Source organism: Pseudoduganella sp. GW821-FHT12E03 (assembly GCF_058807115.1).
In genome coordinates this window covers 20,796-45,067 of record NZ_JBXAQJ010000005.1, presented here as the reverse complement: position 1 = coordinate 45,067, position 24,272 = coordinate 20,796, and the positions used below count along the sequence as shown (strand labels likewise).

Here is a 24,272-nt window from a genome sequence, read left to right as displayed (position 1 = left end):
GCATCCACCTATCAGCACAAGGAAACGAAATCATGCTGTCCTGGGATGACGAAGCCGCGCCAGCCGCGCAACCACAACCCGCCGCCGGCCCGACCGCCGAAGCCAACGCCGAGCAGATCGCGCTGCGCGTCAACGCCGACGACAAGCGCATCATCAACGGCAAGACCGATGTCAACCAGCTGGTGCCGTTCAAGTACAAATGGGCCTGGGACAAATACCTGGCCGGCTGCGCCAACCACTGGATGCCGCAGGAAGTGAACATGCAGCGCGACATCGAACTGTGGAAGAACCCGAACGGCCTGTCGGAAGACGAGCGCCGCCTGGTGAAGCGCAACCTGGGCTTCTTCGTGACGGCTGACTCGCTGGCCGCCAACAACATCGTGCTGGGCACCTACCGCCACATCACGGCGCCGGAATGCCGCCAGTACCTGCTGCGCCAGGCCTTCGAGGAAGCGATCCACACCCACGCCTACCAGTACATCGTGGAGTCGCTGGGTCTGGACGAAAAGGAAATCTTTAACGCCTACCACGAAGTCAAATCGATCCGCGACAAGGATGAATTCCTGATCCCGTTCATCAACACGCTGACCGATCCGGCCTTCACCACCGGCACCATTGAAAACGACCAGAAGCTGCTGAAGTCCCTGATCGTGTTCGCCTGCCTGATGGAAGGCCTGTTCTTCTACGTCGGCTTCACCCAGATCCTGGCGCTGGGCCGCCAGAACAAGATGACCGGCGCCGCCGAACAGTACCAGTACATCCTGCGCGACGAGTCCATGCACTGCAACTTCGGCATCGACCTGATCAACACGATCAAGATGGAAAACCCGCTGCTGTGGACCGCCGCCTTCAAGGAAGAAATCAAGGCGCTGTTCCTGGAAGCGGTGGAACTGGAATACCGCTACGCGGAAGACACCATGCCTCGCGGCGTGCTGGGCCTGAATGCCGCCATGTTCAAAGGCTACCTGCGCTTTATTGCCAATCGCCGCGCCACCCAGATCGGCCTGGAGACGCTGTTCGACCAGCCGGAAAATCCATTCCCTTGGATGAGCGAGATGATCGACTTGAAGAAAGAGCGTAACTTCTTCGAGACCCGTGTGACCGAATACCAGACTGGCGGCGCGCTGAACTGGGACTAATCATCCAACGCACGCCGGCGTATGCCGGCGCGGCAAGCAAGGCCCGATGAGCGATCATCGGGCCTTTTTCTTTTGCGTGCATGCAGCGCTTGCGCAACAGACGCGGTGCGTGGACCGCAATGTACTCGTACTTCGCATTACACATGTGAATGCACGCAGGTTTTCTTTGGCGCGGACCGCGCCGCGCATTTGCTTGTTTTGAAGCGCGCCTTATTCCATAAGGTGTTTCTGGTTGCAGGTGGATGTGGTGGCGATCCATTCAACACAGTATCAGCAGGCGCATGCGGTACTTCTAACGCGATGAGGCGCTTCTTCTTTTTTCTAATTCAGATGCTGTTTTACCTTGCTATCGTGCGCTACAGCGCTTATACCTAAAAAAAGCATGCGAAATCGTATCGTGCAGGTTGCGCATTAATAAGGTTTTCGTGTACTTTACGAACTTGAATTTGCGTGAATTATCACTGAAGGTTTTTTGAACCAGATGTACCCGCAAAACGATCAACAAAATGGGATACAGAGCACGCACAAGTATGCACAAGACCACGACGTTTTTACCTGGCCGCCTCGCCTGAATAGAATCGGGCCCGGGCGGTTTTTTCTTTGAAAAATAAAACAGGTAAACCGTGAAGTCGAATGAAGTGAAATCCAGGAGCTGAGAACCCGCCCGTATTTCACGCAATCGAAGAACAAGATTTAGCAGGCCGCCGCAAGCCGATCGCGCATGGCGGCCTCGAGGGCTGAAGCGCTGCAAACGTGAGGAGTTGCAGCAGTTCAGCTGATGCCGAATTCATTAGCGCAAACGTATCGTTTGTGCCGATGAATAATTCGCCCGGCCCTTTGCCGGACGGGTTTAAATCTTGTGCGTAATTCTCATCTCTAGATGAAGGAGAGACCAAAATGGCTACAGCAAAAGCAAAAAAACCGGCAGCGGACAAAGCTGCTCCAGCTGCAAAGAAAGCAGCAACCGCAACCAAACCAGTAGCAAAGAAAGCCGCCGCCGCTAAACCGGCAGCGAAACCAGCCGCCAAAGCCGCTGCTAAACCAGCAGCGAAGCCGGCAGCGAAGAAGGCCGCCGCCAAACCAGCAGCCAAGCCAGCAGTGAAGAAAGCCGCCGCCGCCAAACCGGCAGCCAAGCCAGCAGCGAAGAAGGCCGCAGCCGCTAAACCAGCGGCCAAACCCGCTGTAAAGAAAGCCGCCGCAAAAGTGGCAGCCAAGCCAGCAGCCAAGCCGGCAGCCAAGAAAGCCGCCGCTAAACCAGCAGCGAAACCAGCTGCCAAGAAAGCCGCCGCTAAACCAGCAGCCAAACCAGCCGCCAAAAAAGCTGCTGCCAAACCGGCAGCCAAACCAGCTGCCAAGAAAGCCGCCGCCAAACCAGCCGCTAAACCTGCAGCGAAGAAAGCCGCCGCTAAACCAGCAGCGAAAAAAGCCGCTGCCAAACCAGCTGCCAAACCAGCCGCGAAGAAAGCCGCTGCAAAGCCGGCCGCTAAACCAGCTGCCAAAAAAGCCGCTGCGAAACCAGCCGCCAAGCCAGCTGCCAAGAAAGCTGCCGCTAAACCAGCCGCCGCGAAACCAGCTGCTGCGAAACCCGCCGCCAAAGCTGCCGCTAAACCAGCAGCGAAACCAGCCGCTAAACCAGCTGCCAAGAAAGCAGTAGCGAAACCAGCAGCAAAAAAAGCCGCGGCTAAACCGGCTGCAGCACCGGCCGCCGCACCAGCACCAGCCGCTGCCAAACCTGTCGCTGCAAAACCAGCTCCTAAAAAAGCTGCACCTAAAAAAGCCGCTCCCAAGGCCGCCGCCGCTCCAAAAGCCGAAGCGCCTAAAGAAGAAGCTAAAGCCGCTGCCGTCGCCGCTCCGGCGCCTGCCGCAAAAACCGTGTTGACCCCGGCGGCCGCATGGCCATTCCCGACCAGCACCCGCCCATCCTGATTTAACCAGGGGAACTTGATTCCCCTATGGGCCAAGGCCGCTGTGTGAGAGAATCGCACGGCGGCTTTTTTATTTATCGGAGGGACTTTGTGCTGAGTATCGTCATGCTGATTGTTAACACCATCGCCGGTTTGCTGGGGGCGGTGCTGTTACTGCGTTTCTGGATGCAAGCTATTCGTGTCCGTCCGCCATCGTCCGTGGCGCAATTCACTTTTCAATTATCGGATTGGCTGGTACGGCCGCTGCGCCGGATTGTTCCGGGTGTCGGCGGCTTTGACTGGGCCAGCCTGATCGGCGCCTTCCTGATCGTCTTCCTGGCCACGTCCGTCATGTTTATCGCGGGGGTGTCGGTGCAGACGGTGCTGCTGATGGCCCTGCAGCGCTTCCTGGAATGGATCCTGTATGGCTTCATGGCGCTGCTGGTGATTGAAGCGATCTTCAGTTGGGTCAATCCGCACGCGCCGCTGGCGCCATTCATCCGGGCCCTGAACGAGCCGCTGCTGCGTCCGATCCGCCGCGTGGTGCCGCTGGTGGGCAACCTGGACTTGTCGTTGCTGGTGGCGCTGATCCTGCTGCAAATAGCGCAGCAAGTGCTGGGCATGCTGTTTACCGGCCGCTGGTAAATAAAAAGGCTATGTCACCACGAACCGTGGAAAGTGCCCGATCGCTGCTTTAAGCATGCCTTCGGGCGTGTCGATACGACGCGCATCAAGCACGCAACGCCATCCCAGGTAATTCGGCAGGTAGCGCGTGGCGACGCCATGAAAGCGATGCAGCCAGTTGCGGAAGCGGCTGTGGTAAGCATTGACGTTTTGCACATGCAGCGCGCCACGGGTGCGCACCCCGGCGCGCAGGTTGACCGCTTCATGGCTGATGCCGGCCTCGCGGGCAAAGGCGCGATACGCGGCGTTGGCGTCCGTGACCAGCAGGATGTCGGGGTCCAGCGCGGGCAACAGGCACTGGTGCAGGCTGGTGGTGGTCAGCGGGCCGCGCCCGGTGACGTAGTCCCGCGTGCGGCCATTGCGGTCGCGCGCCACCAGGATGCACACCTGCTCATGTGAAATGCCACACCAGTGCGCCTTGCCGCCCCGGCGGCGCGCCGGCCGGGACAGGTGGCGCGATCCCTTCTGCGATTCCAGCAAGAACATTTCATCGGCCTCGGCAATGCCATGCAGCAGCGGCGCGCGGTCGGTCCGGGGCAGCGCCAGGAAGCGGTGGCGCCAGCGGAAGCTGGTGTTGCGGTGCACGCCAAGGCGCGCCGCCGCCTGACGCACCGTGTGCGAGGCCAGCATGCTGTCGAGGTAGGCCAGCCAGCGCTCCTTATGGTGCAGGCGCGCCAGCGGGGTGCCGGTCAGGGAGTTGAACGTCTTGCCGCAGGCGCGGCAGCGGTAACGCTGCAGGCCGCTTTCGCGGCCATGGCGGTACCAGTGGCCGGCGTGGCAGCGCGGACAGCACAGCTGCGGCTGCGCCGCCTCATCCAGCAAGCGCCCAACCTGTTGCCGGGCATCGCCTTGCCCCAGTTGCGCCTGCAGCAGCGCACACTGGCGTGCCGTCAGTTGCGGCAATTGCGCCAGCAGCAATCCGAAACTTTGCATTTCCATGATGCGCCTCCAATCCCGGGATCCGATTCCTTGGACCGGGGGCGGTTGGAGAAGTTCCACGATTGTTGCAGACAGCGCCAATAAAAAAGGGCAGCTTTATTCAAGCTGCCCTTCTCGTTTGCGCGCCTCTGCGCAAGCGCTTATTCGTACTTGTAGCCAAACGCCGCTTCAAAGCGGGCAGCCAGCTGGTCTTTGGTCAGCACATGATTCTGGCCGCCTTTGTGGGCGATCTTGATGGCGCCCAGCAGGCTTGCCAGGCGGCCGGTGGTTTCCCAGCCCAGGTCGTGCGTGATGCCATACAGCAGGCCGGCGCGGTACGCGTCGCCGCAACCGGTTGGGTCCAGCACGGCTTCCGCCGCCACGGCAGGAATATCGATGCGCTTGCCGTCGGTATAGATTTCCGACCCGCTTTCACCGCGCGTGACGATCAGCGCTTCCAGGCGCGATGCGATTTCCGGCAGCGACAGCCCGGTCTTCGTCATCAACAGTTCGATTTCGTAATCGTTGCAGGTGACGTAGGTGGCTTTGTTGATGAAGTCGATCAACTGTTCGCCATTAAACATCGGCATTTGCTGGCCCGGGTCGAACAGGAACGGGATATTCAGTTCCGCCAGGTCGGCCGCGTGTTTCAGCATGCCCAGGTGGCCGTCCGGCGAAATGATGGCGACGCGCGCGGGACCGGCGTTGGCGACCGGGTTTTCATGGGCGAACGACATGGCGCCCGGGTGGAACGCGTTGATCTGGTTGTTTTCAATATCGGCCGTGACGAAGCACTGCGCGGTGTACGAGTCACCCTTGACCAGGATATTGTTGGTCGAGATGCCCAGCTTTTGCAGGCGCGCCAGGTACGGGCCGCTGTCCTGGCCCATCACGCCGACGATGCGGCCGTCGCCGCCCAGCATTTTCAGGTTATAGGCGATGTTGCCGGCGCAGCCGCCGTATTCGGTGCGCATGGTCGGCACCAGGAAAGACACGTTCACTTTATGCAGCTGGTCGGCCAGCAGGGTGTCGCCGAAGCGGCCTTCGTGCTGCATGATGTAGTCAATCGCGAGCGAGCCGCAAATCAGGGAAGTCTGGTTCATAGTGGATTAGGGGTAAAAAACCGCGATGTGGTAACCCGATGCTTTCACACGGGACAATTCGAAATATAGCTTAACGGGTTGCTCGGAACGGGGCAGGAAGCCGGTTGTGGCATCGGCGCCGGCCGGCAGGTAGTCGCGCGGCGCAAAGACACGGCGCAGCACGGGTTTGTCGGCGCCATCGTTGAGAATCAGTTCCACGTGCGGCCAGCTTTGTGCCGTGGCGGACTGGTTGCGCAGCGACGTTGAGAAACTGAAGATATTGTCCGCCATGGTTTGCAACTCGCCCTGTTCGATCGACAGCGCATCGAGCTGCGAGGGCAGTTCCACTTTGCAGCCCATCACTGCGCAGGCCGAGACCAGTGCCGGTTTCAGGGCCGGCACGGCGGCCGCCAGCGGATTGCGGAACGTGGCCACGGCCTGATAGGCAAGACCGGCCAGCAGCAGCGGCAGCGCGCACGCCATGGCGATGCGCGAAGCCTTGCCCCAGCGTTCCTGGCGGCGCGACCGTTTGACGAAACCGGGTTCGTCCGGCTCGCGCGCAGAGACCGGGGTGGCGGGAGCGCTGGGCTCCGGCGCCAGCGCAGTTGCCGCGGCGGCGGAGGAGGACAAGGTGACGATATCGTCGTCCGCGTCGTCGTCATCTGGCAGCGGCGCCGGTGCTGCTGCCAGGGTGTCCGCCGCAGGGCGGCCATCGTTGGCGAGGCTGTGCGGCATGGCGGCGTCGTCCGCTGCCGGCGCCTCACCCAGATGGTGTACCTCATCCCGGTTGCGCCAGACGCCGGCATCGGCCGCATGGGCGTGCTCATCGGTGCTGTGCAACTCGCTGTCGTGCACATGGGGATAGGCATCGAGTTCAAAACTGTCGTGCAGGGCGACGGCCGCCACGTGGTCGTCCGGAATATCCAGCGTGGGTTCGCGGCGGCCGTCAAAGCGGTGCTGGCCGGCCGACGGATCGGTTGCGGGGTCGGCTAGAGGATCGTGCAGCGGATCGGCCGGAGCATCGGCCAGGGCATCCGGCGGCAGCGCTGCCGTGGCCTCCCAAGGCGAAGCCGGCGCCGGTGCGGCATGTTCCCCGTCGATATCGAAGTCGAGATCGAAGGCGTCATCCGGAATTGGCGCCGCATCGGCGGCAGCGTGGCCCGATTGTGTTGCGGCCGGCGGCACGGGTGCGGCAGTGGCGGGCGGTTCGTCGCCGTTCAAGTCCAGGTCAAAGTCGAGGTCCGGCTCCGGCGCGGCGGCCGATGGCAAAGGCGCCGCTTCCCGCGCCGATGCGGTATCCGGCGCGGTGTCATGCGTAGGCTCAGGTGCGAGGTTCGCTGCCAGCGCCGGCGACGGTGCGGGCTGCGGGGGATCCGCAAGATCGTGAGCAGGTTCGCGTGCAGTTTCCGAGCCAGGTTCCCGCGCGGTGTCAGCCACCGGCGCCAGCCCGGCTTCCTGCTCGCCCCCCGCCTCCGGCGCAGTCCAGGCATCCCGCGCCGCCATCGCGGCCTCGGCCAGCGCCGCCGCCTCGGCATCCGCCTCCGCCTCCGCAGCCACATGACGTGCCACGTCATCGCCGGTACCGGTATCACCAGCGCCGTCCAGCGGCGCCAGGCCGGCGTGTGCAGCGGCGACGCCACCCGCCGTTACCGGGGCCGTATCGTGAATGGCTTCGGGGAGATCAATAATGACGGGCGTGCGCGGCACTGGTTCAACCAGCGCGGCATTGCCGTCGAAGACTTCATTACAGGCGCCGCAGCGGACTATGCCCCCGCGCAACTTTAACTGGTCGTGCGCGACCCGGAACGTCGTGTTGCAATGGGGGCATTTGGTGGCGAGCGCCATCGGCGACGAAGCGGACTTAAACCCGTGCTGGCGGGATGGTGTCGCTGCCCAACACACCATGCAGCGCAACCCAGCCATCAAGCTCGGCCCAGACGCCGAGCTTGATGAACGGCGCGTAAGCCGCCGCGACTTCCTCGGCCTGGCGCGCCAGCACGCCGGACAGGATCAACGCGCCACCGTCCGCCACGCGGCCGGACAGCATCGGCGCCATCAATTTCAATGGGCTCGACAGGATGTTGGCCACCACGATGTCGAAGCGCGCGTCGGCGTGCGCCGACTGCGCGAAGTCATTTGGCAGGAAATATTCAATCTCGGCGACCTGGTTGCGTGCGGCATTGTCGCGGGCCGAATCAATCGCCTGCGGGTCGATATCGACCCCGGCCACAGCGCCGGCGCCCAGCTTTTTGGCCACCATGGCCAGGATGCCGGAACCGCAGCCGTAATCCAGCACGGCCTTGCCCGGCGCCGGATGGGCTTCCAGCCATTCCATGCACAGGCGCGTGGTCGGGTGGCTGCCGGTGCCGAATGCCAGGCCTGGATCGAGTTCCAGGATCAGCGCATTTTGGTCCGGGGCTTCGTGCCAGCTTGGCACCACCCAGATGTTCTTGCCGATGTGGATCGGGTCGAACTGCGATTGCGTCAGGCGCACCCAGTCCTGTTCTTCCACACCGCGCAAGGTGTATTTCGGTACGTCGGCCAGGCCGATGCCTTCGGCGGCATCCGCGACGATGGCAGCTTGGTCGGCGTCTTCCGCCGTCAGCGCCACCACGCGCGAGTGATCCCACGCGGCTTCTTCCGGTTCCATACCCGGTTCGCCGAACAGCGGCTTTTCATCCGCCGTGCCTTCATCGGCATCTTCAACCGAAACGGACAGGGCGCCCGCTTCCATCAGCGCGTCGGACAGCGCTTCGGCGTGGTCGCGTGCGACCTCGATGACGATTTCTACGTAGTTCATTGCTTGCCTGCCTTATTACTTAGTTGCCAGCTTTTGGCATTGCCGCCAGCTTCTGTTCCAGATAGTGGATGTTGGTGCCGCCTTCGATGAAGCGGGCGTCGACCATCAGTTCGCGGTGCAGCGGAATGTTGGTCTGGATACCTTCGACCACCATTTCCGACAGCGCGATCTGCATGCGGCGGATCGCCTGTTCGCGGGTGGCGCCGTAGGCAATCACCTTGCCGATCATCGAATCGTAGTGCGGCGGTACATAGTAGCCCGCATACGAGTGCGAGTCCACACGGATGCCCGGACCGCCCGGCGCATGCCAGGACGTGATGCGGCCTGGCGACGGGGTGAACTTGAACGGGTCTTCCGCATTGATGCGGCACTCGACGGCGTGGCCGGCCAGCATCACGTCGCGCTGGCGGAAACGCAGTTTTTCGCCGGCGGCGATGCGGATCTGCTCTTGCACGATGTCGATGCCGGTGATCATTTCCGTCACCGGGTGTTCCACCTGCACGCGGGTGTTCATTTCAATGAAATAGAACTCGCCGTTTTCGTACAGGAATTCAAACGTGCCCGCGCCACGGTAGCCGATCTTGCGGCATGCTTCCGCGCAGCGGTCGCCGATCTTCTCGATCAGCTTGCGTGGGATGCCTGGCGCCGGCGCTTCTTCAATGACTTTCTGGTGGCGTCGCTGCATCGAGCAGTCGCGCTCGCCGAGCCACACGGCATTTTTATGCTCGTCCGCCAGGATCTGGATTTCAATGTGGCGCGGATTCTCCAGGTATTTCTCCATGTAGACTTCCGGATTGCCAAACGCCGCGCCAGCTTCCGCCTTGGTCATTTGCACCGCATTGATCAGCGCCGCTTCCGTGTGCACCACGCGCATGCCACGGCCACCGCCGCCGCCCGCCGCCTTGATGATGACCGGATAGCCGATCTTGCGCGCGCTTTGCACGATGATTTTGGGATCGTCCGGCAACGCGCCTTCGGAACCTGGCACGCATGGCACGCCGGCCTTGATCATCGCTTGCTTGGCCGACACTTTGTCGCCCATGATGCGGATCGATTCGGCACGCGGGCCGATGAACACGAAGCCGGATTTCTCCACGCGTTCCGCGAAGTTCGCGTTTTCCGCCAGGAAGCCGTAGCCCGGGTGGATCGCTTCAGCATCCGTCACTTCCGCCGCGCTGATAATCGCAGGCATGTTCAGGTAACTCTGCGGCGAAGGCGCCGGGCCAATGCAAACCGATTCATCGGCCAGCTTCACGTATTTGGCGTCCTTGTCCGCTTCGGAGTGGACTACCACCGTCTTGATGCCCATTTCACGGCAGGCGCGCTGGATACGGAGCGCAATTTCACCGCGATTGGCAATGAGGATTTTTTCAAACATGGCAGGTTCTGTGTTTGTGGGGAGCGGCAGCTCCGGATGTAGGGGACGTGCGAAACGGACTGGACGGGCCGCCGCGCAGGCAGTGCTGCGCGCGGCTCGCGTCGCCGTCTTAGCCGATCACAAACAGGGGTTGGCCGTACTCGACCGGTTGGCCGTTCTCGACCAGGACCTGGGTGATGGTGCCGGTTTTGTCGGCATCGATTTCATTGAGCAGTTTCATCGCTTCGATGATGCACAGGGTGTCGCCTTCCTTGACGGACTGGCCTACTTCCACAAACGCGGCCGCGCCGGGCGACGACGAGCGGTAGAAGGTGCCGACCATCGGCGATTTCACCACGTGGCCGGTTGGTTCCGCGGCTGCGGCGACGGCCGCGGCGGCTGGCGCTGCGGCGGCGGGGGCGGCAGGAGCAGCAAATTGCGGCGCCATGCCTTGCGACGGCATCATGACGACCTGATTTTGCGGCATGGCGGAGGATTTGACGATGCGTACCTTGCTCTCGCCTTCGGTCACTTCGAGTTCTGCGATATCCGATTCAGCGACCAAGTCGATCAATGTCTTGAGCTTGCGTAGATCCATCTGAGACTCCCTGGAATGTTCTGATTTGTGATTATGGGGCAGCGACGCCTTGTGGGTGCACCGCGATTAAATAGCGCGCGGATCGCGTAGATTAGCGTAGATTAGCGTTTTTTAAGTGCAAAGTCGATGGCCAGGCGATATCCGTCCACGCCCAGGCCGCAAATCGTTCCTTGCGCGATCGCGCTGAGAAAAGAATGATGGCGAAATTCTTCGCGCTGATAAATATTCGAAATGTGGACTTCGATAAACGGTATTGCCACACCAGCGAGCGCATCGCGCAGTGCCACACTGGTATGGGTCAGGCCACCCGGATTGATCACGATCATGTCCACGCCTTCCAATCGGGCAGCGTGGATGCGGTCGATCAATGCGCCTTCATGGTTGCTTTGGAAGCAAGAAAGCTGGGCTCCCGCTGCTGCGGCTTGCGCCTGTGCGGCCTGTTCCACATCCGCCAGGGTACTCGCACCATAGACGCCTGGTTCGCGCGTGCCCAGCAAATTCAGGTTGGGGCCATTCATCAGCAGGATGTTAATTGCCATGCGCTTGACACCGTTTTCCACAAAAGTTCCGCATTTTGCCGTCAACAGCGACCCTTGGCAAGTAAAAATATCTTGTCTAAGTTCTCACATCCTTGCAAGATCTGCACGCAACTCGCCGAACTTCAAGCGGCCCAGATAGGTCTTGACGACCTTGCCATCGGCTCCCAGCAATACCGTATATGGCAGCCCGCCCTGGGCATTGCCGAACTTGCGCGACAGTTCCGTACCGCTCAGGCCCGCCACGTATACCGGATAGTCGATCTTGTTCTTTTCCGCGAACTCCGCGATGTTCGACGGACTGTCGATGCCGATGCCGATCACCTGCACGTTCTTGCTGCGGATTTCCCCCTGCAGCGCTGATAATTCCGGCATTTCCTCGACGCAGGGACCACACCACGGGGCCCAGAAATTCACGATCAGCGCCTTGCCTTTCCATTGCGCCAGCGCTTGCTGGACACCTTTGGCATCCTTCAATTGTTGCTGGAACAATTCATCCGCCGGCTGGGCGGGCGCGCTGTTGGCGGTGGCTGGCGCCACCGGCGGGGGCGGGGTTTTCTGGACGCTGACCCAGGCGCCGGCGGCGGCAAACGCCAGCGCGATGGCCGCGTAAATCGTGTGATTCTTTTTCAACATTATATGGTTGGATGAGTATGGGATATTAATAGGGCGCGTACGCCGGCGATGTCGGCGCGCATCAGCCGGCCATCGCCCCGGGTTTTCACGGCGCCCCGCAAGTCGTCGATTTCATACAGTTCCGCGTGCACGCCTTCCTTTTGCCACAGGAAGCTGACCCGTTCGACCGTGCCAAAACGGGGGCCCTTGAAATGCGGCGCTTCGGAAATGTCGATATTTAAATTCTGGTTCAGCAGGAAGATTTCCACTTCCTTGGCGCTGTCGGCAAACAATTGCAAATGAATGTCGTCATGCGGTCCGGCGCTGCCGTTGAGCACCGAGCCGGTCAGGAACGGGTTGAAGCGCGCCAGCATTTCCATCACTTGCAGCGCCGCGCTGCGCAAGCGGAATTGCAGCGCATCGTGGGTGTCGGCATGGAATAGTGCATGGTATTGCCGGACTTCGTCTTCAATTTGTTGATTGTCCGGCATGACATTGGAGGGGCCATCGCCATCGCCCAGCACCTGGCGCGCCGCCTTGCGCCGTGCCGTGCCATAGTCGGCGCCATCCTGCGCCACCATGCGGGCGGCGGTGGCGGCGATTTCCGCACGCAGCTGTTGGACTTCATCTAATGGAGTAGGCATCATGACCGTGATGATACTCTGAACCGATACTAGGCACCGGTCGGGTAAAATCGCATACTTGTTTTGCTTTTCGTTCTGCGCACCCTCAACATGCATATTCATATATTAGGTATTTGCGGCACCTTTATGGGCGGCCTGGCCGTGCTGGCCAAAGAAGCGGGGCACCGCGTCACTGGTTGCGACGCCAACGTGTATCCCCCCATGAGCACCCAGCTGGAAGCCCAGGGCATCGAACTGATCCAGGGATTCGGGCCGGAACAGGTGGCGTTGAATCCTGATTTGTATGTAATTGGCAACGTTGTATCACGTGGCAACCCGCTGATTGAAGAAATCATGAACCGGGGCTTGCCGTATGTGTCCGGTCCGCAGTGGATGGGGGAGCACATCCTGCGCAATAAATGGGTGCTGGCGGTGGCCGGTACCCATGGCAAGACCACCACTTCGGCCATGCTGGCGTGGATCCTGGAAGATGCCGGTTATGCGCCCGGCTTCCTGATTGGCGGGGTACCGATGAATTTCGGCATCTCCGCCAGATTGACCGGCAACGGCGCCGATTCCGACTTCTTCGTCATTGAAGCGGATGAATATGACACGGCGTTCTTCGACAAGCGCAGCAAATTCGTGCACTACCACGCGAAAACCGCGATCCTGAATAACCTGGAATACGATCACGCCGACATCTTCCCCGATCTGGGCGCGATTGAAACCCAATTCCACCATCTGGTGCGCACCGTGCCCGGCATCGGCAAGGTCGTATTCAATGCCGACGAAGCGGCGCTGGGCCGTGTCATGCAACGTGGCTGCTGGAGCGAGCGCGAATCGTTTGGCGCTAGCGCCGGCGCGGACTGGGCGCTGACGGAACATGACGATGGCAGTTTCGATGTGCTGTTCAAGGGCGAACAGGCGGGCACCGTGCGCTGGGAACTGACCGGCAGGCATAACCGCGCGAACGCGCTGGCGGCGATTGCCGCCGCCCGCCACGTGGGGGTGCCGATTGCCCAGGCGGCCGAGTCGCTGGCGCGCTTTGTCAGCGTCAAGCGCCGCATGGAAGTGCGCGGCGTGGTCAATGGCGTGACGGTGTATGACGATTTCGCGCACCATCCGACCGCGATCGCCACCACGGTGGGCGGCCTGCGCCAGAAGCTGCGTGCGCAGGGCAAGGCTGAGCGTATCCTGGCGGTGCTGGAACCCCGTTCCAATACGATGAAACTGGGCGCGATGAAAGAAGCGCTGCCGGGCAGCCTGGCGGAAGCGGACCTGGTGTTCGGCTTCGGCAGTGAAAAGGCGCTGGGCTGGAGCCTGGGCCAGACCCTGGCGGTCATGGGCGGCAAGGCTGGCGCGTATGATGATCTCGATGCGATGGTGCAAGCCATCGTCAAGCAAGCGCAACCGGGCGACCATATTGTCGTCATGAGCAACGGAGGCTTTGGCGGCGTGCACGGCAAGCTGCTGGAGGCGCTCGCGCAATGATCCTGTATTTGCATGGTTTCCGCTCGTCGCCGTCGTCGATGAAGGCGCGGCTGGTGGGGGAACGCATGGCAGCACTGGGCCGGGCCGATGACTACCTGTGTCCGCAGTTGCCGGCCTCGCCGCGCCTGGCCATGGCGCTGGCGCTGTCGCTGGTGGACGGTGTGTCGGCCGGTCAATTGACGGTGATCGGTTCGTCGCTGGGCGGCTATTATGCGACCTGGCTGGCCGAGCGCCTCGGCTGCCGCGCCGTGTTACTCAATCCCGCCATCGTGCCGCGCCTGGACCTGGCGCCCTATGTCGGCGTGACCACGCAATACCACTCGGATGAGCCGTTCGAATTCAAGCCCGGTTATATCGAGGAATTGCGCGCCCTGGAAGTGGCGCGCATTACCCGGCCCGAGCGCTATTACCTGATCGCCGCCACCGGCGATGAAGTGCTGGATTACCGCGACATGGTGGCGCACTATGCGGGGGCGCGGCAGCAGGTGATTGCCGGCAGCGACCATGCGATCAGTGAATTTGCCGGCTATGTTGACGAGGTTCTGCGCTTTTGCCGCGTGGACGGAGTCCAATGAAAGGACGTTCGCTGCGGATGGCGCACTGGCGCGCCCATGTGAATACCGTCAACGCGCCCGGTTCGCTGCGGCACTGGCTGACGGGCGGCGGCTCGCTGACGGCCAAGCTGAAAGCGCACAGCACGGCATTCCGCGTTCAAAAGCTGCACCAGCAGCCGGCGCTGTGCCTGGCCGATGAGGCTTATGCGGTCGGCCTGCACCGTTCCAGCCGCGTGGTGGAACGGGAAGTGCTGCTGCGCTGCGATGGCGTGCCGGTGGTGTTTGGCCACACGGTGGTGCCGACCACGGCCACGGCCAGCGACTGGCCCGCGTTCAGCGCGCTGGGGGAAAAGTCGCTGGGCTCGACCCTGTTTGGCGACCCGCAAGTGCATCGTGGCGACCTCGAATATGCGCGCCTGCGCGCCACGCACCCGCTGGCCATGCGCGCCTGCGCGGCGGCCGGCGTGGTGTTGGGCGAAGGCGAGATGCTGTATGCGCGCCGCTGTTTATACCGGCGCCATCGCGGTGTGCTGCTGGTGACGGAAGTATTTTTGCCGCAAGTGCTGGACTTGGTCGTGCCTGGCGGCGTAAAGATCGAATTGAAGAAAGCTGCATAAAACATAATGAACGTATTTTTCGAAGAATCCGGCGACTTCAAAGTCGGCACAGTCCTGTCGCACGCCGGCGAGGCCTATCAGGTGGAAATGGCCAGCGGCAAGCGCAGCAAGGTCAAAGCCAAGGATATCCTGCTGCAGTATGAAAAGCCGGCGCCGGCCGAGTTGATGGAACAGGCGAAAGGCATTGCACTTGACGTGGACCTGGAATTCCTGTGGGAAGTGGCTGGTGAAGACGAGTTCGGCTTTGCCGAACTGGGCGCGGAATACTTTGGCCATGCGCCGTACGCGGCCGAAGCCGCCGGCCTGATCCTGGCGCTGCATAACGCCCCGATCTATTTCTACAAGAAAGGCCGTGGCCGCTACAAGAAAGCGCCGGAGCAATCGCTGCGCGCCGCGCTGGCCGGGATCGAGAAAAAGAAACAGCAAGCCGTGATCCAGGCCCAGTACGTGGAAGAGCTGAAGGCCGGCGCCTTGCCGGCGTCGATGCAGAATATCGTGCAGCAATTGCTGTACAAGCCGGACAAGAACACCATTGAATTCAAGGCGCTCGACGCGGCGTGCAGCGAAATGCACCAGAGCCCGCAGCGCCTGATGCTGGCGGTGGGCGGCGTGGCGTCGCCCAAGGACCTGCACATGAACAAGTTCTTGTTCGAGAACTTCCCGAAAGGCGCCGGCTTCCCGGACGTGGCGGTGCCAATCGCGCCGGCCGGCTTGCCGCTGGCCTCGGTCGAAGCGTTCTCGATCGATGACGTGACCACCACCGAGATCGACGATGCCTTCTCCGTGGTGCACCTGGACGATGGCAAGGTGCGCGTGGGTATCCACATTGCCGCGCCGGGCCTGGGCATCCGTCCCGACGATGCGATCGACAAGATCGCGCGGGGCCGCATGTCGACCGTGTATATGCCGGGCGACAAGATCACGATGCTGCCCGATGCCGTGGTGGAAGCGTTCACCCTGGCCGAAGGCAAGACGTGCCCGGCGTTGTCGCTGTATGCGACCCTGGACCCGGCCGACTGGTCGGTGCTGGCGACGGAAACCCGCGCCGAAATGGTTCCTATTGCGAACAACTTGCGCCATAACGACCTCGATGACCTGGTCAATGAAGAAACCCTGGCCAGCGGCGCCGGCGAGTATCCGCGCAAGGCGGAGCTGGGCTTGCTGTGGCAGTGGGCGCTGAACCTGGAAGCGGGCCGCATGAAAAAACGCGAAGCGTTTGGCCTGAAACCGGAGCAAAACAACCGCGTGGACTTCAACTTCTACGTGGAAAACGATGTCGTGACGATCGCGCGCCGCAAGCGTGGCGCGCCGCTCGACAAGATCGTGGCCGAGCTGATGATCTTTGCCAACAGCACGTGGGGCAAGTACATGCACGACCATGGCGTGCCGGGCATTTACCGCAGCCAGGGCCAGGGCGTGGGCGGCTGGGCCGCCAAGATGCAGGTGCGTATGCTGACGCAGGCGGCGCCGCACCAGGGTCTGGGCGTGGACCAGTACGCGTGGAGCACCTCGCCGCTGCGCCGCTATACGGACCTGGTGAACCAGTGGCAAATCCTGGCCGTGGCGGAAAAAGGCGTGGCCGCGCCATTCGTTGCGCCGTTCAAGCACAAGGACGCCAACCTGTTCGCGATCGTGTCGGCATTCGATGCCGCCTATGCGGCCTACAACGATTTCCAGAGCACGATGGAACGCTACTGGTGCCTGCGCTGGCTGGGCCAGGAAAATGCGAAACAGGTGGATGCGGTGGTGTTGAAGGATGAAGTGCTGCGCCTGACCGAGATTCCACTGGTGATCCGCTTGCCGGGCATGCCGCCGGCGGCGCGCGGCGCGCAGGCCCGGCTCGATGTGCTGCGCTGGGATGAAGTCGACCTCGACCTGGAAGCGCGTTTGCTGGAAGTGGTGGCGCCGGCCGCCGAAGGCGAACTGGACTTTGAGGAAGAAGAGGAAACCGGCACCGATGCGGCGGCAACCGGCGACGATGCCGTCGCGGTGGAACCGGCCGATCCGGCCGCCGCTGCCGGCGTGCAGGAAGAAGTGGCGGAGCAGGGCGAAGCACCGGCCCCATAAGGCTTAGTCCGCGATGTCACACCCCGGGGTCAGACCCCAGGGTGTGACATCGGAGGGCATGGGCTTTTATCGTAGAATCAGCAATCTTTGAATCAGTTCGTAACGGTTCCCGCGTGATGTCTTTTCAACAAAACCGCTTGCTGTACCTCGCCACCGGCATTTCGCTGGTGGTGCACGGCTTGCTGTTGGCGGTGCATTTCGTGTCGCCGAAAAACTTCAAGGTGGAGCCGGCCGATCCGGGACTGGAAGTCATCCTGGTCAACGCCAAGCACGCCAAGGCGCCGTTGAAGGCCGATGCGCTGGCGCAAGCCAACCTCGATGGCGGCGGCAATGCCGATGCGGGACGGTCCAAATCGCCGCTGCCGGACATGCGCAAGAACGAGATGGGCGACAGCGTGAAAGCCACGCGGCGCCGTATCGCCGAGCTGGAAGAAGTACAGAAAAACCTGCTGACGCAGGTGCAAAAGTCGCCGTTCTCGGCCGCGCCGATGACGGAACGCGAGCGTCCCGATCCGCTGCCGACCGGCGCGGATTTGCTGGACAGCAGCAAGGCCATTGCGCGGCGCGCGGCGGAAATCACGCAAGTCATCGAAGACCAGAACAAGCGCCCCAAAAAAACCTTCATCACGCCATCGACGCGGGAAGTGGGGTATGCCAGCTACTACAAGACGATGCAAAAACGCATCGAGGAAATGGGAACGCTGAACTTCCCTGCCAAAAACGGCCGCAAGCTGTATGGCGAACTGGTGGTGTATATCCCGGTGTTCCAGGATGGCAGTATTTATGAAAAAGACGGCGGCGTCCGTATTGAAAAAAGTTCCGGCAATGACGCCCTCGATGCGGCGGCCATGGCGATCGTGCGCCGCGCGGCGCCGTTCGGCAAGTTCCCGCCGAATATGCTGTCGAGCGAACGGGATGACCTGTGGGTGATCATCACCCGCTTCAAATTCACCAGGGAAGACAAGATGGAAACCAACTTGAGCAGCGGGACCGTGCAGTAATGGATAAGTATTGTGTATTCGGGAACCCCATTGCCCACAGCAAGTCGCCGGAAATCCATGCCGCCTATGCCGCGCAGACCGGCCAGCAACTGACCTACGACAAGCGGCTGGCGCCGCTGGACGGTTTCGCCGGCGCGGTGCAGGCGTTCATTGCCGAGGGCGGCAAGGGCGCCAATGTGACGGTGCCGTTCAAACTCGAAGCCCACAAGCTGGCTGGCGCGCTGACCATGCGTGCGCAGGCGGCCGGGGCGGTCAACACCCTGCTGTTTACGGAACAGGGCATCGTCGGCGATAACACCGATGGCGCCGGCTTGGTCAACGACATCGTCGTCAATGCCGGCGTGCCCGTCACGGGCAAGCGCGTGCTGTTGCTGGGCGCCGGCGGCGCGGCGCGCGGCGTCGTGCTGCCGCTGCTGGAACACCATCCGGCGGCCCTGACGATTGCCAACCGCACGGTGGCGACGGCGCAGGCGCTGGTGGCGCAATTTTCCGCGCTGTCGGCCGGCGCGGCGTTGTCCGCCTGCGGTTTCGCGGAAATCGAAGGCGCTTACGACATTGTCATCAACGCCACTTCGGCCAGCCTGTCGTCGGACTTGCCGCCCGTCCCGCCCGCCGTGTTCGGTTCCGGCACCCTGGCGCTGGACATGATGTACGGTAAGGAGCCGACGGTCTTCATGCAGTTCGCGCAAGAACACGGTGCGATCGTGCGCGATGGCCTCGGGATGCTGGTGGAACAGGCTGCCGAAGCATTTGCCGCGTGGCGTGGCGTGCGTCCGCGGACGGCGGATGTGCTGGCGCAGTTGCGGGCGAAGCTGTAACCATGGCGAAATCAGGCAAAGGGGCGGCGGGTGGCTGGAAACGCTGGCTGAAATGGCTGTTTATTATCCCGACCTTGCTGTTTTTCGGCGTGCAACTGTATTTCCTGGTGCAGATCTGGTGGTGGGTGGACCATAACCCGACCATGACGGCGTTCATGCGGGAACAGCAGGCGGTGCTGAAGGAAAAGAACCCGAAAGCCAACATCCGCCAGCAATGGGTGCCCTATAACCGCATTTCCGGCAACTTGAAACGGGCCGTGATCGCGTCGGAAGATGCGAACTTTTCCGACCATGAAGGCGTGGACTGGGACGCGCTGCAAAAAGCCTACGAAAAGAACACGAAAAAGAAAAAGGTCGTGTCCGGCGGCTCCACCATCACGCAACAGCTGGCAAAAAACCTGTTCCTGTCGGGATCGCGTAGCTATTTGCGCAAAGGCCAGGAATTGATCATCACCTATATGCTGGAAGCGCTGATGGACAAGGAACGCATTTTCGAGATTTACTTGAACGTGGTGGAGTTCGGTAAAGGCATCTTTGGCGCGGAAGCCGCCGCGCGCCATTACTATGGTGTCAGCGCGTCCGGCCTGGGCGCCGCGCAGGCCGCGAAACTGGCCGTGATGTTGCCGAATCCCCGCTATTACGACTCGCACCGGGACAGCAATTACCTGGCGCGCCGTACCGCGACGATTCTCAAACGAATGGGGTCGGCTGAGTTACCATAGGGCATCTCACTTCAGGAGGCGCGCGATGTTGAAACGCCAGCGTGGTATCAGCCTCATTGCCGTGGCCTTGATCATGGCAGGCCTGGCCGCCATCGTGATGGCCGCCCTGTTTTCCATGAAAAAGGAACGCAATTTGTTCGCCGAGGGCGCGGACAAATTGCTGAAGAAAACCGGCGCCGATGCCGTGGTGCAGCAGGGGACCAAGGCCGCGCAGCCGGCGGTGGCCGCACTGCGTCGCTGCGTGATCGACGGCAAGACCGTATTTTCGGATACGGAATGCCTGCCGGCCAATCCCACCACGAAAAAGGTTGTCGTCCAGGAAACCCGGGGGATTGAAGCACCGAAGGCGCCGAAGCCGGATCCGGCGGTTTCCGGGCCGGAATCCATGCGGGAAAAGATGATTGAAAAAGCCACGCAATAGCGGCTAAACATCTGAAAAATAAACGCATAAGGGTGGCCGGAAAAAGGGCTTTCCGAGTACACTTGCGCTGTTTCATTTTTTGCGCTTCCGCGTCTGATCCCTGCCTGAGAGTGCCTATGATCAATGTCTTCGTTTTACAAAATGGCCGGCTCAACCAGGTTCCGATCGAGACCCGCGAAGATCTCGAAAAAGTCGAACCGGTCTGGGTGGACCTGACTGACCCGAACGACGATGAGCGCAACTGGGTCAAGGCCATTTACGGCGTGATTTTGCCGGGCGAAGACGAAGTCAAGGATATTGAAGCCTCGGCCCGTTATTACGAAGCGGAAAACGGCGACCTGCACTTGCGCACCGACTTCCTGCTGGAAGAAGACGATGGCCCGTCGCGCGTGGTGACGGTGGCGTTTATCCTCGCGAAAAAGATGCTGTTCTCCGTCCATACGGACGATTTACCGGTGTTCCGCCTGGTGCGCATGCGCGCCCGTTCGCGTCCCGGCTCGATTGCCGATTACATGGACGTGCTGCTGGATCTGTACGCCACCGATGCGGAATATTCGGCCGATTCGCTGGAAGGCATCTATAAAAACCTGGAAGAAGTGTCGTTCCGCGTGCTGCAAAAGGAATTCACCGACAAGGACGCGGCCGATGCGCTGAGCGCGATCGCGCACGAGGAAGATTTGAATGGCCGGATCCGCCGCAACATGATGGATACGCGCCGCGCCGTCAGCTTCCTGATGCGGGGCCGCTTGCTCAATTCCGAGCAGTTCGAAGAAGCACGGCAGATTTTGCGCGACATTGAATCGCTCGATGGCCACACCTCGTTCCTGTTCGACAAGATCAACTTCCTGATGGACGCCACGGTCGGCTTCATTAACATTAACCAGAATAAGATCATCAAGATCTTCTCCGTGGCCAGCGTGGCCTTCCTGCCGCCGACCTTGATCGCCAGCGTGTATGGCATGAACTTCGACTTTATGCCGGAGTTGCACTGGGCCGCCGGTTATCCGTGGGCCTGGGGCCTGATGGTCACCAGCGCAATCGCCCCCTTCCTGTACTTCCGCCACCGCGGCTGGCTGAAATAAGCTATCGCCTCCGTGGCGAACGATAGTGCTTTTGGGGCCAGGCCCCATAATGTCGAGCAGAATGTCGCGTGCGTGCGTGCGTGTATGCGTGCGTTACGTGGCCAATAATCCGGCGCGGTGTGCGGTGCTGTCTTGTTGCAGGCGCACCTGGGCCAGGTAGCGCATCACCATCGCGCAGGCCGGTTGCCGTGCCATTTCCGGCAAGGCTGCAATGACGAACTGGCGCCGCGCGGCCACGGGCAGTGGCAATACTTGCACGCCATCGGGCAGCGGGTGGATGGCCAGGCGCGGCAGGAATGAATAGCCGAGGCCGCGGGCAATCAAGGCGGCAATCGCGCTGTCGGTCGCCAGGGTGCGCTCGGGCCGGGCGGTAAATCCGGCATCGCGGCAACGGGCGGCCATGTCGCGGGCGCCGGCGCAATCGAGCTGCAGGTAGGGCACGCCGTCGAGCCGGGACCAGTCAAACGGGGCGGGCAGCGCCAGCGACAACGGCGCCACCAGCACATAGTCATCCGCCACATATGGCCGCGTGGCCAGGCCGCTCCCCACCGGCAATTGCGCGATGGCGACGTCGGCGCGGCCCTCGCGCAGCGCCTGTGCCAGCGCGTCGCGCTCTTTGAAACTGTCGTCGACATCGATGCGGATGCCAGGATGGTCGAGCGCCAGCGCCGCCAGCACTGGTGGTAATAAGTGAGTGCTCACACTGCGAAAGCTGGCCAACCGCAGCCGGCCGGTCAACAGTGTGCTGTTCGTGCCCAGGCCGGGCAGGGTGGCGGCCAATTGCAGGATCTGGCGGGCGGCGGCCAGTACGCGCTGGCCGGCTTCGGTTGGCGTGCAACCCGTGCGGGACCGTTCCAGCACGCGGAATCCCAGCGCCGCTTCCAATTCGCCGATGCCGTGGCTGATGCGCGATTGCGTGCAATCGAGGGCGGCGGCTGCGGCGCCAAAACTGCCATGGTCAGCAACGGCCGCCAGCATTTCCAGTTGGTTTAATTTCGCCTTGGTCATCGAAATCCTTCATGTATGGTGCGCCAACTATACGGCATTTCAGTTGGGACGGCGGCGGCCGGCAGGGAACAATGGTGTTTTGAGGAGCATGATATGAATACATTGCCGCAAGATGCCGTCTTGATCCTGATCGATGTCCAGCAAGCCTTTAATGATCCCGCCTGGGGGCGGCGCAATAATCCCGATGCGGAACTACGCATCGCGGACTTGCTGGCCGCATGGCGGGCATCGCGGCGCCCGCTGATCCATGTGCACCACCGTTCGCGCCGCCCGGACAGCCTGTTCCATCCGGATGCGCCGGGCTTTTGCGTCAAGCCGGAAGCGGCGCCGGCGCCCGGCGAGACGATCGTTTACAAGGACGTTAACAGTGCATTCATCGGTACCGGCCTCGAGCAGCGGCTGCGGGTGCAGGGCGCCACCACGGTGGTGATTTGTGGCATCACGACGGATCATTGCGTCTCGACCACGACACGCATGGCCGGCAACCTGGGGTTTACCGCGCTGATCGTGTCCGACGCGACCGCCACGTTTGAGCGTACCGGGCCGGATGGCCGCCATTACCCGGCCGAACTGATGCATGACACGGCGCTGGCCAGCTTGCATCGCGAATTCGCGGAAGTGGTGGAGACTGCTGCCGTGCTGGCGCGGCTGGCTTAAACCGGGCGCGGATTGAAGTCCAGCGACAGCGACTTGTGGAATGGTGTGTCCTGCCACTGGTGGAACAGGGCCAGCGCCCGTTCATACAGGCTGGCGCGGACATCGACACCGGTTAAATCGTAGGCGCGCTTGCCGCGCGCCGCGCACGCGGCGTCGGCCGCGGCGATAAACGTGTCATGGTCGAAGCCGCCGGCCCACAGCTGGGTTTGCAAGCCTTCCACGATGGCTTCCACTTGCGCCGCTTCTTCATCGACCCTGGCCTGGTCATAGCCGTGCACTTGCTGCACCACATATTCCGCGTCGGCGCCGCGCGCCACTTGGCTTAAAAAGCCATGGCGCAGTGGCAGCGCGGACTCCACGATGAAATGAATTAAGTCGTGCGGCAAGATACCCTGGCGCGGCATTTGCGCACCGCTGGTGCTGCCGTTATTGCGTATGAAACGGAGGACATCGTATTTATCGCTGCTCGAGCGTTTTTCGGCAATCAGTAACATCCGCATAGTGTATCCGTTTCAACACTGTTAAATTCTATCCAACTTTCACACTTGCCCTATGGATAAAGTCATCGGGTTCATCCAGGGCCAGGCAGATTGTTGCCACCGGTTGTTCCCGGCCGAATGAATCCGGCAGCATGACGTTGGGCTGCAAATGGATCGCCACATTGAATTCGCCCAATTGTTTATAAAGCCGCACACCCGGTTGCCGCCGCACCGGCGCGGTGATTTTTTCAACGGCTTTGATTTGATGCCATGGAATGATCGCATCGGCCGCCAATACGCCACAACGGATATAGAGTTTTTCATGGTCGATGGACACGGGACGCATCAAGGTTGCGCGATATTCCGCCACCAGGTAAATTAATCCCCATGCCGACAGGACGCTGGCGATCCATGCAGCTTTTGGCGACCACATGAAATGCAGCAGCAAATGCGCCAGCGGCATTTCAATCAGGATGGCAAGAATAAAGCCCAGCTGGTTCGATGCATTGCCATGTTGTTTCGCATAGCTGAAATGTTGGTCGCCGGTATAGCGCGGGTTTTTTGGTTTGAATAAAGCGTACAGCCAGATACGCGCCTCCCAAGACGCCATTCGGGTGGAAATCGTTTTGCCCAGTTTATTTTCAATACCGGCCTGCAGTGCGGTGTCGATATCGCCGCCCAGTTGCATTAACTTCCAAACGCCGTAAGCAATCAAGGCAATGGCGCCCAATTCCAGGGGAATTATCAGGCCCAGCGTGGCATTGCGCGCCATTTCCAGCCAGGGCCAAATCACGCGTGCCGATTCCGGAATAATAAAGCGGCCAAGCAAGATGCCCAAGCCCGTTAATTGTGCCCAGCGGAACAGCCATTGTTTGAATGTGGGACGGAACAGGAAGTAGTGCAGCAGCGGCAAGGACAATGAAAAATCGATCAGCAAAGTCCAGTCCGGCATATCAACCCGGCGGAATGCCACGGTATAGCTGGCCGCCAAGAACAGGATGCTGCCGATAAACCATGTGTCGCGATTCCAATACCGTTGCATTGCCATCTCCATCGTTGAGTTGCGGAAATCATAACATGGGTGGCGGCCGGTTGCACG

26 protein-coding genes and 1 pseudogene are annotated in these 24,272 nt (G+C 61.3%); 13 read left to right on the top strand and 14 right to left on the bottom strand.

Going from position 1 to position 24,272, the window contains the following annotated elements:
- Positions 1-32 precede the first annotated feature (32 nt).
- Entirely contained in the window at positions 33-1,139 is a 1,107-nt protein-coding gene (locus AC1RRC_RS13745) for a ribonucleotide-diphosphate reductase subunit beta (RefSeq protein WP_493056042.1), read from the top strand.
- A gap of 671 nt (positions 1,140-1,810) precedes the next feature.
- Here the strand turns inward: AC1RRC_RS13745 and AC1RRC_RS13740 are convergent.
- Positions 1,811-3,100, bottom strand: a complete 1,290-nt coding sequence (locus AC1RRC_RS13740) for a hypothetical protein (RefSeq protein ID WP_493056040.1) — start codon at positions 3,098-3,100, stop codon at positions 1,811-1,813.
- A gap of 69 nt (positions 3,101-3,169) precedes the next feature.
- Between AC1RRC_RS13740 and AC1RRC_RS13735 the strand changes: the two genes are divergently transcribed.
- Entirely contained in the window at positions 3,170-3,688 is a 519-nt protein-coding gene (locus AC1RRC_RS13735; protein ID WP_493056039.1) for a YggT family protein, read from the top strand.
- Between the two features lie 9 nt (positions 3,689-3,697).
- Here AC1RRC_RS13735 and AC1RRC_RS13730 read toward each other — a convergent pair whose 3' ends face one another.
- The 3 genes from AC1RRC_RS13730 to AC1RRC_RS13720 all read right to left on the bottom strand — a co-directional run bounded on the left by AC1RRC_RS13730 (position 3,698) and on the right by AC1RRC_RS13720 (position 7,296).
- On the bottom strand, positions 3,698-4,666 hold the full coding sequence (locus AC1RRC_RS13730) for an IS1595 family transposase (RefSeq protein WP_493056038.1): 969 nt from the start codon (positions 4,664-4,666) through the stop codon (positions 3,698-3,700).
- 140 nt (positions 4,667-4,806) lie between these two features.
- A complete protein-coding gene (locus tag AC1RRC_RS13725) occupies positions 4,807-5,748 on the bottom strand; it encodes a carbohydrate kinase family protein (protein WP_493056037.1) in 942 nt (313 codons plus the stop codon).
- A 6-nt stretch (positions 5,749-5,754) separates the two neighbouring features.
- Positions 5,755-7,296, bottom strand: coding sequence for a DUF3426 domain-containing protein (locus tag AC1RRC_RS13720; RefSeq protein ID WP_493056506.1), 1,542 nt, complete (start codon positions 7,294-7,296; stop codon positions 5,755-5,757).
- On the opposite strand from AC1RRC_RS13720, the gene AC1RRC_RS13715 reads away from it, so the two are divergent.
- On the top strand, positions 7,285-7,512 hold the full coding sequence (locus tag AC1RRC_RS13715) for a hypothetical protein (RefSeq protein WP_493056519.1): 228 nt from the start codon (positions 7,285-7,287) through the stop codon (positions 7,510-7,512). The genes AC1RRC_RS13720 and AC1RRC_RS13715 overlap by 12 nt on opposite strands.
- On the opposite strand, the pseudogene AC1RRC_RS13710 reads toward AC1RRC_RS13715, so the two are convergent.
- From AC1RRC_RS13710 to AC1RRC_RS13680, 7 genes and pseudogenes are all read right to left on the bottom strand, one after another.
- Positions 7,504-7,572: pseudogene (locus tag AC1RRC_RS13710) on the bottom strand (zinc-ribbon domain-containing protein); the annotation flags it as partial. The gene AC1RRC_RS13715 and the pseudogene AC1RRC_RS13710 overlap by 9 nt on opposite strands.
- A gap of 16 nt (positions 7,573-7,588) precedes the next feature.
- The gene (gene prmA / locus AC1RRC_RS13705) at positions 7,589-8,527 is read right to left on the bottom strand and encodes a 50S ribosomal protein L11 methyltransferase (protein ID WP_493056036.1); all 939 of its coding nucleotides are present in this window, start codon (positions 8,525-8,527) and stop codon (positions 7,589-7,591) included.
- 19 nt (positions 8,528-8,546) lie between these two features.
- The gene (gene accC, locus AC1RRC_RS13700; RefSeq protein WP_493056035.1) at positions 8,547-9,905 is read right to left on the bottom strand and encodes an acetyl-CoA carboxylase biotin carboxylase subunit; all 1,359 of its coding nucleotides are present in this window, start codon (positions 9,903-9,905) and stop codon (positions 8,547-8,549) included.
- Between the two features lie 109 nt (positions 9,906-10,014).
- Entirely contained in the window at positions 10,015-10,482 is a 468-nt protein-coding gene (gene accB / locus AC1RRC_RS13695) for an acetyl-CoA carboxylase biotin carboxyl carrier protein (RefSeq protein WP_493056034.1), read from the bottom strand.
- Between the two features lie 101 nt (positions 10,483-10,583).
- Positions 10,584-11,021, bottom strand: a complete 438-nt coding sequence (gene aroQ, locus AC1RRC_RS13690; RefSeq protein WP_493056505.1) for a type II 3-dehydroquinate dehydratase — start codon at positions 11,019-11,021, stop codon at positions 10,584-10,586.
- A gap of 84 nt (positions 11,022-11,105) precedes the next feature.
- On the bottom strand, positions 11,106-11,654 hold the full coding sequence (locus AC1RRC_RS13685; protein ID WP_493056033.1) for a TlpA family protein disulfide reductase: 549 nt from the start codon (positions 11,652-11,654) through the stop codon (positions 11,106-11,108).
- Positions 11,654-12,280 (bottom strand): hypothetical protein, encoded by a 627-nt coding sequence (locus AC1RRC_RS13680; protein ID WP_493056032.1) that lies wholly within the window; start codon positions 12,278-12,280, stop codon positions 11,654-11,656. Before AC1RRC_RS13680 ends, AC1RRC_RS13685 begins: the two co-directional genes overlap by 1 nt.
- Positions 12,281-12,367: 87 nt before the next feature.
- Between AC1RRC_RS13680 and mpl the strand changes: the two genes are divergently transcribed.
- The 9 genes from mpl to corA all read left to right on the top strand — a co-directional run bounded on the left by mpl (position 12,368) and on the right by corA (position 21,029).
- On the top strand, positions 12,368-13,747 hold the full coding sequence (gene mpl / locus AC1RRC_RS13675) for a UDP-N-acetylmuramate:L-alanyl-gamma-D-glutamyl-meso-diaminopimelate ligase (RefSeq protein ID WP_493056031.1): 1,380 nt from the start codon (positions 12,368-12,370) through the stop codon (positions 13,745-13,747).
- Positions 13,744-14,322: a YqiA/YcfP family alpha/beta fold hydrolase gene (locus AC1RRC_RS13670; protein WP_493056030.1), complete on the top strand. Its 579-nt coding sequence runs from the start codon at positions 13,744-13,746 to the stop codon at positions 14,320-14,322. The genes mpl and AC1RRC_RS13670 overlap by 4 nt, the downstream gene beginning before the upstream one ends.
- A complete protein-coding gene (locus tag AC1RRC_RS13665) occupies positions 14,319-14,918 on the top strand; it encodes a chorismate--pyruvate lyase family protein (RefSeq protein WP_493056029.1) in 600 nt (199 codons plus the stop codon). The genes AC1RRC_RS13670 and AC1RRC_RS13665 overlap by 4 nt, the downstream gene beginning before the upstream one ends.
- 6 nt (positions 14,919-14,924) lie before the next feature.
- The gene (locus AC1RRC_RS13660) at positions 14,925-16,985 is read left to right on the top strand and encodes a ribonuclease catalytic domain-containing protein (RefSeq protein ID WP_493056028.1); all 2,061 of its coding nucleotides are present in this window, start codon (positions 14,925-14,927) and stop codon (positions 16,983-16,985) included.
- A gap of 116 nt (positions 16,986-17,101) precedes the next feature.
- Positions 17,102-17,986: a TonB family protein gene (locus tag AC1RRC_RS13655; protein WP_493056027.1), complete on the top strand. Its 885-nt coding sequence runs from the start codon at positions 17,102-17,104 to the stop codon at positions 17,984-17,986.
- Positions 17,986-18,804 carry a shikimate dehydrogenase gene (gene aroE / locus AC1RRC_RS13650; RefSeq protein ID WP_493056026.1) on the top strand — a complete coding sequence of 273 codons (819 nt, stop codon included), beginning with the start codon at positions 17,986-17,988 and terminating at the stop codon, positions 18,802-18,804. Before AC1RRC_RS13655 ends, aroE begins: the two co-directional genes overlap by 1 nt.
- Positions 18,805-18,806: 2 nt before the next feature.
- Complete coding sequence (mtgA, locus tag AC1RRC_RS13645; RefSeq protein WP_493056025.1) at positions 18,807-19,526, top strand: monofunctional biosynthetic peptidoglycan transglycosylase; 720 nt, start codon at positions 18,807-18,809, stop codon at positions 19,524-19,526.
- A 25-nt stretch (positions 19,527-19,551) separates the two neighbouring features.
- Entirely contained in the window at positions 19,552-19,947 is a 396-nt protein-coding gene (locus tag AC1RRC_RS13640) for a DUF4124 domain-containing protein (protein WP_493056024.1), read from the top strand.
- Positions 19,948-20,063: 116 nt separating this feature from the next.
- On the top strand, positions 20,064-21,029 hold the full coding sequence (gene corA / locus AC1RRC_RS13635; protein ID WP_493056023.1) for a magnesium/cobalt transporter CorA: 966 nt from the start codon (positions 20,064-20,066) through the stop codon (positions 21,027-21,029).
- A 93-nt stretch (positions 21,030-21,122) separates the two neighbouring features.
- Here corA and AC1RRC_RS13630 read toward each other — a convergent pair whose 3' ends face one another.
- A complete protein-coding gene (locus AC1RRC_RS13630; protein ID WP_493056022.1) occupies positions 21,123-22,037 on the bottom strand; it encodes a LysR family transcriptional regulator in 915 nt (304 codons plus the stop codon).
- Between the two features lie 93 nt (positions 22,038-22,130).
- Here AC1RRC_RS13630 and AC1RRC_RS13625 point away from each other — a divergent pair, with 93 nt between their 5' ends.
- Positions 22,131-22,694, top strand: a complete 564-nt coding sequence (locus tag AC1RRC_RS13625) for a cysteine hydrolase family protein (protein ID WP_493056021.1) — start codon at positions 22,131-22,133, stop codon at positions 22,692-22,694.
- Here the strand turns inward: AC1RRC_RS13625 and AC1RRC_RS13620 are convergent.
- Both AC1RRC_RS13620 and AC1RRC_RS13615 read right to left on the bottom strand, forming a co-directional pair.
- Complete coding sequence (locus AC1RRC_RS13620) at positions 22,691-23,194, bottom strand: hypothetical protein (RefSeq protein ID WP_493056020.1); 504 nt, start codon at positions 23,192-23,194, stop codon at positions 22,691-22,693. The two genes, AC1RRC_RS13625 and AC1RRC_RS13620, sit on opposite strands and share 4 nt — an antisense overlap.
- Before the next feature lie 28 nt (positions 23,195-23,222).
- The gene (locus AC1RRC_RS13615) at positions 23,223-24,227 is read right to left on the bottom strand and encodes a hypothetical protein (RefSeq protein ID WP_493056019.1); all 1,005 of its coding nucleotides are present in this window, start codon (positions 24,225-24,227) and stop codon (positions 23,223-23,225) included.
- Positions 24,228-24,272 lie beyond the last annotated feature (45 nt).